This window comes from Erwinia sp. HDF1-3R (assembly GCF_039621855.1).
Taxonomy (GTDB): domain Bacteria; phylum Pseudomonadota; class Gammaproteobacteria; order Enterobacterales; family Enterobacteriaceae; genus Erwinia.
The window spans coordinates 3582488-3594847 of sequence record NZ_CP155071.1 but is presented as its reverse complement, the minus strand read 5'-3'; the positions used below and the strand labels follow the sequence as shown (position 1 = coordinate 3594847).

The window sequence follows — 12360 nt, the reverse complement described above, 5'->3', positions numbered from 1 at the left end:
AGGGTTAAGGAAAGTGATGCAAAATATGCCGGAAACGTCGCTGACGCTGGATAACCTGTCGCTGTGGTACGGCGCTAAACAGGCGCTTAACGGCATCAGTATGCAGGTGCCTAAACATCGCATTACCGCGCTGATCGGTCCTTCCGGCTGTGGGAAGTCGACGCTGTTGCGCTGCTTTAACCGCATGAACGATCTGATCGAGGGCTGCCGGACAGAGGGCGATATTCTGCTGAATCAGCAGTCGATTCTCCACGAACAGGCGGATCTGTCGGCGCTGCGCCGACGGGTAGGCATGGTCTTTCAGCGGCCTAACCCTTTCCCAAAGACGATTTATGAAAATGTGGCCTACGGCCTGCGGCTTAAGGGCGTACGCGACCGGCGCGTGCTGGATGAGGCGGTAGAAAGCGCGCTGCGCGCCGCCGCGCTGTGGGGCGAGGTGAAAGAGAATCTCTGGCAGAATGCGCTAACGCTGTCGAGCGGCCAGCAGCAGCGGCTGGTGATCGCCAGAGCCATTGCCATTGAGCCTGAGGTTTTGCTGCTTGATGAACCGACATCGGCGCTGGACCCGATCTCCACGCTGGTGATTGAGGAGCTGATGTGCACGCTCAGGCAGCATTTCACGCTGATTCTGGTCACCCATAATATGCAACAGGCCGCGCGCGTCTCGGACTATACGGCGTTTATGCATCAGGGCAGCGTCGTGGAGTTTGATGAGACGGACAGGTTGTTTACCACACCGCGCCAGAGGCGCACCGAGGATTATATTACCGGGCGCTACGGTTAACCAGGACAGATCTACCAGACACCTGCGAAAGCCGCAGATTAGCCAGCCTGTTTCGCGCTGGCTCTCTCTTTAAAATGGCGTTTAAAGCTATGGCTACTCCAGCTTCTTTATGGCTCAAAGACGACGGCGGCGCGGATATTCGCGGCTCTGTCGACGTTGCGGGCCATGATGGCAGGCGTGACGGTCGTCAGCGTGGGGCCGATCCTGTATGACGTCGAATCTCAGTACGGGGAAAAGCGGAACCACCTGGACGTGGTGGAGCTGATTTACAAAAAAATCACATGGCGTTCTGGAGACGCTCAACGCCCTTGACGGCAGGACATGGCCCCATATGATTGGGACGGATATCGTCTGTGGTGTTCCGGCTAAGCGGGCTTTCCTCAGGTTCCATCCCCATTGATTTCCCGTGTTAATTCTCTTTAGTCGCTGAACCCTTCAGCCGCTTTCACACGTCTTCAGCTCGCACAATACCCCTACTTGCTCAGACGCTATCCCAGGCATATCCCTCCGGCGGCAGCGGTTTGCCGTCCAGCCAGGCGGCTTCATCCTTCATCGCCAGTCGCCCGGCAGCAAACCAGCTCACCACTAGCGGATAGATGGCGTGCTCCTGATGCTGTACGCGGGCGCACACATCCTCTTCGCTGTCGTCGGGGAATACCGGCACCTTCGCCTGAAGAATAACCGGGCCGCCATCCAGCTCACGGGTCACAAAATGCACCGAGGTGCCGTGTTCGCTATCGCCGTTTTCGAGCGCCTGGCGATGAGTATGCAGACCGGGGTATTTCGGCAACAGGGAGGGGTGGATATTTAGCATACGACCGGCATAGCGATCGACAAAGGCCGGCGTGAGGATGCGCATATAACCGGCCAGAATCACCAGGTCGGGCGCATACGCATCCACTTCCTGCACAAGCTGCGCATCAAACGCCTCGCGATCGCCAAACTGAGACGCAGCAAGCGCATGGGCCGGAATGCCCGCCGCGCGGGCGCGCGACAGGCCATAAGCCTCTGACTTATTGCTGAACACGGCGGCCACGCTGCCGTTGATTCGCCCCTGCTGGCATGCATCAATAATGGCCTGCAGATTGCTTCCCTCACCGGAAACCAGCACCACCAGCCGCATCATGCGTTGATGACCACACGCTCGTCGGAATCGGACGCCTTAATCACGCCAATTTTCCACGCCTTCTCGCCCGCATCGGTCATCAGCTGTACCGCTTTATCCGCCTCTTCAGCACTCAGCGCGATCAGCATGCCGACGCCGCAGTTGAAGGTGCGATACATCTCAAAGCGGCTGACGTTGCCTGCTTTCTGCATCCAGCCGAACACCGCAGGCCATTCCCAGCTTGACTCGGCAAGCACCGCCTGGGTGTTGTCCGGCAGCACGCGGGGAATATTTTCCCAGAAGCCGCCGCCGGTCAGGTGGGCGATAGCATGAACGTCTACCTGCTCGATCAGGCTGAGGATATTTTTGACATAGATGCGGGTAGGGGCCAGCAGGTGATCCGCCAGCGATTTACCCTCAAGCTGGGTCTGTTGTGCATCGGTATTGCTGACTTCAAGGATTTTACGCACCAGCGAATAGCCGTTGGAGTGCGGGCCGCTGGAGCCGAGTGCGATCAGCACGTCGCCATCGCTGACTTTGCTGCCGTCAATAATTTCTGACTTTTCCACCACGCCGACGCAGAACCCGGCGACGTCATAATCTTCACCGTGATACATCCCCGGCATTTCGGCCGTTTCGCCGCCAACCAGCGCACAGCCGGATTGTGAACAGCCCTCGGCAATGCCGGTTATCACGCTGGCCGCGGTATCCACATCCAGCTTACCGGTGGCGTAGTAGTCCAGGAAAAACAGTGGCTCGGCGCCCTGTACCACCAGATCGTTGACGCACATCGCCACCAGATCGATACCGATGGTATCGTGACGCTTCAGGTCCATCGCCAGGCGCAGCTTGGTGCCTACGCCGTCAGTGCCGGAAACCAGAATCGGTTCGCGGTATTTTTGCGGCAGCGCACAGAGGGCACCAAAGCCGCCCAGCCCACCCATGACTTCCGGGCGACGCGTCTTTTTCACAACGCCTTTGATACGATCGACTAAAGCATTGCCCGCGTCGATATCTACGCCGGCGTCTTTATAGCTGAGAGAGGTTTTGTCGGTCACTGCGAAGTCCCCACGCGGTTTGCGGTTGGTGGTATTGAAAATAGAGCGCGGCAATTCTAACAGCGCAGGCAAACGTTTGCGAGCGCCTTCTTACCACGCGTTGTGCTGGGTCAGGTGTCAGATTATGATGACGGAAGTGCGCGGATACGGCAGAAGTTGCATTAAGTCATAGAGCATGATGAGAAAATAGCGCTATAATCTCGCGATTTTTTTTTGCAGCTTAACACTCCGGGAGTAGAACAATGAAAATCGTGGAAGTCACACACCCGCTGGTCAAACATAAACTGGGTCTGATGCGTGAACATGACGTAAGCACCAAGCGTTTTCGTGAGCTCGCGTCGGAAGTGGGAAGCCTGCTGACCTATGAAGCCACCGCCGATTTAGAAACCGAAAAGGTCACCATCGAAGGCTGGAATGGCCCGGTAGAAATTGACCAGATTAAAGGCAAAAAAATCACCGTGGTGCCCATTCTGCGTGCCGGTCTGGGCATGATGGAAGGCGTACTGGAGCACGTGCCGAGCGCGCGCATCAGCGTGGTCGGCGTTTATCGCGATGAGACAACGCTGGAACCGGTGCCTTACTTCCAGAAGCTGGTCTCTAATATTGAAGAGCGCATGGCGCTGGTCGTTGACCCGATGCTGGCCACCGGCGGATCGATGATCGCCACCATCGACCTGCTGAAAAACGCAGGCTGCACCAGCATTAAGGTGCTGGTACTGGTTGCTGCCCCGGAAGGTATCGCGGCGCTGGAGAAGGCGCATCCGGATGTTGAACTTTACACCGCGTCGGTGGATCAGGGGCTGAACGATAAGGGATATATCATTCCCGGGCTCGGGGACGCCGGCGATAAGATCTTCGGTACTAAATAAGTACGCCGCTATTAAACGCTAAGCCGACCGCAGAGTCGGCTTTTTATTGGGTATAATTAAAGAAAGGGTAAAGATATGACGCGTCGCGCAATTGGCGTAAGCGAGCGGCCACCGCTGCTGCAAACTATTCCTCTCAGCTTTCAGCACCTTTTTGCCATGTTCGGCGCAACGGTACTGGTACCGATCCTGTTTCATATTAATCCGGCCACCGTGCTGCTGTTTAACGGCATCGGTACGCTGCTGTATCTGTTTATCTGTAAAGGCAAAATCCCGGCCTACCTCGGTTCCAGCTTCGCTTTTATCTCGCCGGTGCTGCTGCTGCTGCCGTTAGGGTATGAGGTCGCGCTGGGCGGGTTTATTCTCTGCGGCGTGCTCTTCTGCCTGGTGGCGCTGGTGGTGAAAAAGGCCGGAACGGGCTGGCTGGACGTGATGTTCCCCCCGGCGGCGATGGGTGCCATTGTGGCGGTAATTGGGCTGGAGCTGGCGGGCGTGGCGGCTAACATGGCGGGGCTGTTACCGGCCAGCGGCGCAGCGGTTGACGATAAAAGCATTATTATTTCGCTGGTTACGCTGGCGGTGACGGTGTTGGGCTCGGTGTTGTTTCGCGGCTTCCTGGCGATTATCCCGATCCTTATCGGGGTACTGGTGGGCTACGGGCTTGCCGGGGCAATGGGTGTCGTCAACTGGGCGCCGGTTGAGGCGGCACCCTGGTTTGCGCTACCTACCTTTTATACCCCGCGTTTTGAATGGTTTGCCATGCTGACGATTTTGCCCGCCGCGCTGGTGGTTATCGCCGAGCATATTGGCCATCTGGTGGTGACCGCGAATATCGTTAAAAAAGACCTGCTGAAAGATCCGGGCCTGCATCGTTCCCTGTTTGCTAACGGCATATCCACGGTGTTTTCCGGCTTCTTCGGATCCACACCCAATACCACCTATGGAGAAAATATCGGCGTCATGGCGATAACCCGCGTCTACAGTACCTGGGTGATTGGCGGTGCGGCGATTCTGGCGATATTGCTCTCCTGCGTGGGTAAGCTGGCGGCGGCGATTCAGGCGGTGCCGGTACCGGTGATGGGCGGCGTCTCGCTGCTGCTGTACGGCGTGATTGCCACCTCCGGGATCCGCGTACTGATTGAGTCGAAGGTGGATTATAACAAAGCACAGAACCTGATCCTGACGTCCGTTATTTTGATCATCGGCGTTAGCGGGGCCACCGTGCATATTGGGGCGGCGGAGCTAAAGGGAATGGCGCTGGCCACGCTGGTGGGTATTCTGCTGAGCCTCATCTTTAAAGCGATCGACCTGTTACGTCCACAGGAGATCATTCTCGATCCCGAGGATAGCGACGATCGCTGATCCTGGCGCAACGGCGGCCTGCGTTTATTATCCCTGCGAAGGTGTGATAAACTTCCGCCGGATTTTGCCCGATCAATACTGAGGTGCTTCTGAACACTCCGGCACAGCTCTCTCTGCCACTCTATCTGCCCGATGACGAAACGTTCGCCAGCTTCTGGCCGGGTGAAAATCCGTCGCTGATCGCTGCGCTGCAAAGCGCACTGCATCAGCAGCATGGCAGCTATTTCTATTTCTGGTCGCGCGAAGGGGGAGGGCGCAGTCATCTGCTGCACGCCGCCTGTGCCGAGCTTTCCGATCGCGGTGAGGCCGTCGGCTACGTGCCGCTGGATAAGCGTACCTGGTTTGTTCCGGAAGTACTGGACGGGATGGAGCAGCTGTCGCTGATTTGCATTGATAATATTGAATGCATTGCCGGGGACGAGCTCTGGGAGATGGCGATATTTGATCTCTACAATCGCATTCTTGAAACCGGGCGAACCCGCCTGCTGATCACTGGCGATCGTCCGCCGCGTCAGCTGAATTTAAAGCTGGCCGATCTCGCCTCCAGGCTGGACTGGGGGCAGATCTATCGGCTTCAGCCACTCAGTGACGAAGACAAACTTCAGGCGCTCCAGCTGCGCGCCAGACTTCGTGGGTTTGAACTGCCCGAGGACGTCGGGCGGTTTTTATTGAAAAGGCTCGACAGAGAGATGCGCACCCTGTTTGTCACTCTCGATAAGCTCGATCGTGCCTCAATCAGTGCCCAGCGCAAGCTAACGATTCCCTTCGTTAAGGAGGCGCTGGATCTCTGAGAGCCCGTGATACTAACGACTCAGAATGACCAGCGAAGGCCCGCATTGTAACGCCAGCCTTTCGCGCCGCTGCCGTCGATCTCCTTACGGTAATCGGCTTCGGCATAGAGCGACACATCGTTTTTAAAGGTGGTGGTGCCACCGATGCCTGCGTCCCACATCTGACCAAACTTGCCGCTGTTAAAGTTCTGGCTGGCATCACTCTCCGTCGAACCAACCTTCACCTTCGCCGTGCCGCCCCAGCCACGATAGTAGTCGGTGCGCAGGTAAGGCGTGTACTGCCGCTGACTGTCATCTTCCCAGGTACGATCCAGCCTGGCCCCCACGCGACCGATGGTTTGATCGTAAGTATCCCAGGAGACGCGGGTACGATCGCTGTCGGTGAGACTGTCCATTTTAAGACGCAGATAAGTCAGCTGCGCCTGCGGTTCAAGCCGCACGCCGTTAGCGAATTCAAACGGATAGCCTGACTCCAGCGAGGCCGTCCAGCCGTTACCCTTCGGTGAGGCGACCTTTTTCTCACGGGCGATATCCGTCTCCCCGCGATGCCAGTTCCACGCCAGCGAACCGTCCAGATAGAGGCCGTTATCACGCTGCCAGGTGCCGTACAGCGCCACGCTGTCGCTGTCGAAGGTGGTTGAGCTGTAGCCATCTGCCGCATGAGGCCGGATACGCGTATTGCCGCGCGTATAGGCCACGCCGCCGCGCAGGCTGTCATGCGCGCCGTCCATTTTCAGCAGGTTGCCGCCCAGCTGTACGGCGCTGTAGTCGAGGTCGACGTCGTAACCATACTGGCTTAGCCCGCGATTGCTCTGGTAGGTGAGGTTTGAGCCGAGATAGCGGATAAACATCTCGCCGCCGAGGGCATCCGGGTTACGCTGCTGCTGACGCAGCTCGCCGAGGCGCTTATGCAGATCGTCGGTCACCGCCAGCTGGTAATAGGCCAGGCCAACGGGTGCCGAAATGTAAGAAGGCACCTGTGGGGTGACTGCCGGACGCGCCGCCACTTTGCCGTTACCGGGCTGAGGCTGGCACAGCGAGCCATCTTCACAGACATAGGTATTGGCGAGGCGGTAATCCCAGAAGGCGTTACCATCGCCATTCACCTGGCGCTGGCTGGCATCGCTGCTGCCCGGCGCGAAGCTGTAGAGGCTGTACTGCCAGGGCCCCGACGCCACGTAGCCGCGCTGCAGTGCAAAACTTCCCGCGCTGGCGTTACCGGAAACCTGCGCCAGCGACACGCCCTCAGCAGGGTCGACGACCCCATTGCGGTTGGTGTCGGCCAGCGCGCCGCCCCTCAGGGTCTCGTCAATAAACGTCGTCCCGCTGACGTTACCGTTGACGCGCAGCGTGTCACTCTGCGTGGCATTTGAGTTGAGCCGCAGGCGGCCACCCGCCGAGGCCAGGTCACCGTCGATGGTCAGGGTATCGCCCACCGCCGTACCGCCGTTGGTCAGATCCAGCGTACCGGCGTTATTGACGATCAGTGAATCCCCGGTCGCCCCCTGGAGGACGGGGTTGACGTTATCCCCGGCGAACAGCGTCGAACCGCTGTCGATATTGATGGTACTGTGCGCCAATTTGATATTGTCCGTTAAGTGCCACAGGGAGCGGAAGAAGTTCAGCGTGCTCCATCCCGCGCCGATGTTGGTACCCTTGCTGAGATTGTCCGCCGCGAAGGAGCCGCCGCGCGCCTCAATGTCACTCAGGGTCAGGGTGCTGCCCGTCCCACCTGCCGTGGTGATATGCGCGGTGTTCGCCAGGCTGACCTTCTGCAGAACGGCCTGGTTATCGGTGCCGGTGCCCATGGTCAGGCTGCCGTTCAGCGTGCCGCCGGTCATGATCAGGGAGTCGGTGCCGTTACCGGTATCGACATCCCCTACCACCTTACCGTCCAGCAGGGCAATCACATCATTGGTTGCCCCGCCTGCCACCACCACGGTGTCGGGGTTCGGTGCGGTAATGGTGCCTTCGTTGATAAACACCGTCTGGCCACCGCGCAGGTCAATGATCGGTGACGCCACGCTCTGGGAAGTGATAGAGCCCTGATTAAGCACCTCACTGGCGGTGCTGGTGACAATCGCTGAGCCGCCGTTGCTGTCCGCAATGTTAATCGAGCCCTGGGAAACCACCCGCCCGCTGGTATTGGCGCGCACGCCGGTGCCGGTGCCGGTGACATCAATGGCGTAGCCGGGGCCGATCAGCAGATCGTTACTGGTGGTGGAGCCATCTTCACTGGCAAACAGATAGCCGGTACCGCTGCCGTTAACCATCACTGACGCGCTGCCATCCGCATCGAATGACCGTGAGGAGCGAATGCCGGTACCGCCCTGAACGTCGAGCCTGACGTTTTGCAGGGAGATATTCTCCGTTCCCGCGCGGTTGTGAAGGGCGCTGCCACTTCCCGAGGCGGTCAGGATGATATCATTAGCCTCAAGCCACTGCGCGCCGCTGTCCAGCAATAGCGCATCCGCCGCGCCGCCGGCCCCGATAAAGCTGGCACCCTGGCCGTCGCCGTAAATCTTCAGGGCGGCGCCGCTGCCAACGCGCAGCGCGGCGATGCCGTCATCCACCCGCAGCTCGCTATCCGTTGGCACAAAATAGCCATCCCCGGCGCTGATATCTACGCCGGTCCCCGAGGCCACATGGACGTAGCCACGGTTAATAAATGTACCGCCATCATGCGCGCGCACGCCGGTGCTGCTGGGACCGCTCAGATCGACCCTTCCCTGATACTGATTGAATATTCTGGAGGCACCGCTCACGTCCAGGGCGGTAATATTTGTGCCACCGCCATTAATCAGGGAGGCGGCATAGATATCGGCCTCATCGCCGCTGCTGCTCGCGCCCAGCGTATTATTGCCATTCAGCGTGATGGGGTTAGAGATGATTGCCTGGGCGCCCCAGCTGGCGCGTATGGCCGTGGCGCCCTCACCGTTAACGGCATAATTATCGGTGCGATAGGCATAAGTATTAGCACCAGACACATCCACACCGGTGCTGTTTGCGCCATTCAGCGCAACGTTAGCGGAGACCAGCGGATAGAGGTAAGCCCCATTGGTCGCGCGGTAGAGCGTCGACCCGTCGGTGCTGACGTTGATGCTGCCGCCGTTGCTGCTATAAATACTGCTGTCTGCGTCCTGCACCTGATAGGCGGTCTGGTTGGCGTCGTGAAACACCACATTACTTTCTGACCCAAGATTTATCCTGGCGCCGTTAAAAGCGTTTGCGCCAACAACATTGTTGCCATACAGATTGATGGTGCCGTTCTGGTCAATACGGCCCAGCGAGTTGTAGGCGATGGCGCCGTAGGTGGGTGACATCACCTGGCTTGTCCCGCCGATGACGTTTAGCGTTCCGGTATTGGTGATGATCGTTGGCGTGGTGCCGTCGCCAACGTAGGGGTAACCGTCGGCATAAAGCCCGATACCACTGCGGGTCACGCTGATGTCGCCGCTGTTCGTTACGTTAGCGCCATAGCGCGCAATAATCCCGTTGCTGGATTCACCCGCTAAATTGATATTGCCCGTGTTAACCAGCTGCGCCTGATTCAGCGCCAGCAGGCCAGTCGTGCCGCTATAAATACTGCTTATCGCAGCATGGTTAGTCAGCGAGGTGGTGGCGTAAGGCTGGGCGGGCGGATTAGTGGCCTTCATTGACAGATCGTGTTTATCGCCGTCGGCCGTAGCCGCAACGACATTAATGCCCGTCAGGTTGAACCGGGTTGCGGCATCAATCGTACCCTGCGCCCCCCCCTCAACCAGCACGCCAGTGCCGTATGGGCTGATATTGAGGATCGCGTTATGGGTGGCGATATCCGTCCCGCCACCGCTGCCGACGATGGCGGTTGAGCCGTCCCCGCTGGCGGTAAGCGTCAGGCCGGTGCCATCGAAATCGGCGCCGTCCTGATTACGGAACAGAGTAGAATACCTGCCGCTGCTGGCGTAATTAAGGTTAGCGGGCAGGTTAATTTTGGCATTCGGACCGATAGCGAGGAAGGCAATCTGATAGTCTCCGCCGGACAGTTTAGGCACCGCCACAGGCGAGACGTTAACGATGGCAGAGCCCTCTGCACGAATACCGATGGCTGCGTCGCCGTTCAGGTTAATGGGTCCGGTGAGATCTGCTTTCGCTCTGCCGGCCGGTATATTACCAAACTCTCCCGGTAGCCCCGTCACCCAGACGGCGGTATTGCGCGTCCCATTGAGGGCATCGGCATCACCATTGACGTTTATCGTGCCGGAGGAGTAGACGCTGGCCGCAAGGCCAGCCCGGGCAGTGACCTTAATGCCGGTACTGTTATCACCGTTCAGGTTGATGGTGCCGGTATTACCAATCCGTCCGCCGCTGCCGGCGTCAATGGCCTGCATGGCGATATTTTCTGCGGGTCCGGACTGTGCACGCCCGTTCACATCGATCACGCCAGCATTAAGCGCCAGGGTATCTGTTCCCCCATCAATGCGTATGCCGACTGCGTTCTGCACTTTAGATCCGATAACAATACGACCCTCGTTGATCGCTTCCCCGTCGTTAAAAGGGTCAATTGCGGCAACGGTTCCGGCCAGATTAACGGCGACATCGCTGGTGGCATCCGTTATCGCATTCTGCGGGGTGCGGCCAATATAAATGGTGCCGCCCGCAGCGTTGATAAAGGAGCCGCCGAAGCCGTAATTCACCCCCGTCCCCCGGGTATTACCGCTGTTATACACATCCGCTATACCGACGTTAATATTGCCATTATTGATCGCGCTCCCGTTGTCGAGCCCGATGGCCTTACTGCCCCAGCTGTTACCGAGGGCGAGGTTAATCACGCCGTTATTAGTAAACTGGCTGCCTTCATTCACGGCCACGGCCTTATCGGTATAGCCCAGCGTACTGGTATCCACCCCCGTGCCGTCGGCGTTGTTGAAGAAACCGCCGTTGATCACACCGTTATTGATCCCGGTGGCGCCGGTGTTCAGCTCCAGGCCACTGCTTTCCGCGAGTATCGGCCCGGTGGTGGCGAGTTTGCCGTCAATAATGGCGGTTGCACCATTGCTGGCGCGTACGGCAGCGGTGTGGCTGTCCTGCACCTCCAGGGTTTTACCGGCATTGATTTTCACACTGGCGTTGGGGCCATCGGCGCGCATGACGACCTGATCCCCCAGCGGCTGCGTGATCTCATCCTTATAGTTTTTAATTCCCATGGCGTAGGTGACGGCAGAGTAACCGTACGAGAAGGCTTTATTGAATTCGGTATCATAGCTATTCGCCCGCAGGTTGCCGTTCGAAAGCTGATCGATTAGCCAGTTATTGTAATTTTTCAAATCGTCCAGGCTGTTAACGTTAAAGGTGCTGGTGCCGCCATCCAGCGCGGTAACGGTAAACATGCCGGCCCAGGTGACAACTTTCTCATCCTCCAGCGCCAGTGAATGATCGTCGTAGGGCGTTGTGGCAGCGGTGAAGGTGATACGGTTGTCTGAATTCCAGTTGAGATGCCCCTGTCGGGTGGCGGAAAATAGCTGACTCTGTTTTGCCGCCATTGACCAGCTATTGCTACTGGCGCTGGGCGCAGCACCGTGCTCGCCGATGTCTATGTTAAGCGTGCCGTTGCCAACCGACGCCACGCGCGCGTCAATATATTGCGCATCATTTACGTCCACAAAGTCTTGTACGGACGTATTAAGCCCGATGGGCGTCAAATCCCTGATGCCGTCACTGTCATAAACCGACACGGAGGTCCATTCGGCATCGGGATTATCGCGATCGGGAACGCCAACGCTGAGATTTTTATCACCCACGTCGACACGTTCCCTGCCAATTAAATTATCACTTTGAATGCGGCCGGCGCGCTGTAATTCACCCAGCGTGATGCTGACTTCGCCGCTAACACCCGGCGTAAAGCGCGGTAAACCGCTTAGCGTCTGCGTACTGCCGTCGCACAGGCAATAAGCGCCAACCTTATTATCGTTAAGTTCAGGCGTGAAGGGTTTAAGTTCCACCGCGGAGGCATTTGATAAAGGGAATAACATACCTTGCGCAGCGATAAGGCTCAGAAGTACAGGATTTAATTTAAACAAAGTGTTTTCCTCCAGAGAGAAAAGACAAAGCCCACATGACGTTAAACGACATGTTTAAGGCGTTTTTTTTGTAGAAATAACTATTTTCGTACGCGCAAAATTGTTTTTTGCTGAATGAAATAACATCACTTAGCTGCTGAAATGTCTATCGTCAGTTAATGCTCGCTATCGAGAAAAACGCTCTTTAGGAATAGCCTTATGATATTAAAACTGAGACTGTAATATTTTTAAATAACTTTAAATATAATTATCAGTAATTTGAGTTGCTCAGATTGGAAAGTGTTTTTTCTTTAAATTATCTATTAATGAGGAAGGGGTTTGAGGCGATCTGGAGG

Annotated in this window: 7 protein-coding genes and 1 pseudogene; 5 read left to right on the top strand and 3 right to left on the bottom strand. The window is 57.3% G+C overall.

The window, feature by feature from the left end; genetic code table 11:
* The first annotated feature begins 16 nt into the window (after positions 1-16).
* Both pstB and AAGR22_RS16260 read left to right on the top strand, forming a co-directional pair.
* The gene (gene pstB / locus AAGR22_RS16265) at positions 17-784 is read left to right on the top strand and encodes a phosphate ABC transporter ATP-binding protein PstB (protein ID WP_067708057.1); all 768 of its coding nucleotides are present in this window, start codon (positions 17-19) and stop codon (positions 782-784) included.
* Between the two features lie 89 nt (positions 785-873).
* Positions 874-1096: pseudogene (locus AAGR22_RS16260) on the top strand (hypothetical protein).
* 169 nt (positions 1097-1265) lie between these two features.
* Here AAGR22_RS16260 and purN read toward each other — a convergent pair.
* Positions 1266-1910 (bottom strand): phosphoribosylglycinamide formyltransferase, encoded by a 645-nt coding sequence (gene purN, locus AAGR22_RS16255; RefSeq protein WP_345828541.1) that lies wholly within the window; start codon positions 1908-1910, stop codon positions 1266-1268.
* Positions 1907-2947, bottom strand: coding sequence for a phosphoribosylformylglycinamidine cyclo-ligase (gene purM, locus AAGR22_RS16250; RefSeq protein ID WP_345828539.1), 1041 nt, complete (start codon positions 2945-2947; stop codon positions 1907-1909). Before purM ends, purN begins: the two co-directional genes overlap by 4 nt.
* A 242-nt stretch (positions 2948-3189) precedes the next feature.
* Between purM and upp the strand changes: the two genes are divergently transcribed.
* The 3 genes from upp (at position 3190) to hda (ending at position 5966) form a co-directional block, all read left to right on the top strand.
* On the top strand, positions 3190-3816 hold the full coding sequence (gene upp / locus AAGR22_RS16245; RefSeq protein WP_067708070.1) for a uracil phosphoribosyltransferase: 627 nt from the start codon (positions 3190-3192) through the stop codon (positions 3814-3816).
* Between the two features lie 75 nt (positions 3817-3891).
* Positions 3892-5175 carry a uracil permease gene (uraA, locus tag AAGR22_RS16240; RefSeq protein WP_345828538.1) on the top strand — a complete coding sequence of 428 codons (1284 nt, stop codon included), beginning with the start codon at positions 3892-3894 and terminating at the stop codon, positions 5173-5175.
* An 83-nt stretch (positions 5176-5258) separates the two neighbouring features.
* Complete coding sequence (gene hda / locus AAGR22_RS16235; RefSeq protein WP_345828536.1) at positions 5259-5966, top strand: DnaA inactivator Hda; 708 nt, start codon at positions 5259-5261, stop codon at positions 5964-5966.
* Positions 5967-5986: 20 nt separating this feature from the next.
* Here the strand turns inward: hda and AAGR22_RS16230 are convergent, their stop codons facing one another.
* Positions 5987-11947: an autotransporter outer membrane beta-barrel domain-containing protein gene (locus AAGR22_RS16230; protein ID WP_345828535.1), complete on the bottom strand. Its 5961-nt coding sequence runs from the start codon at positions 11945-11947 to the stop codon at positions 5987-5989.
* Positions 11948-12360: the final 413 nt, after the last annotated feature.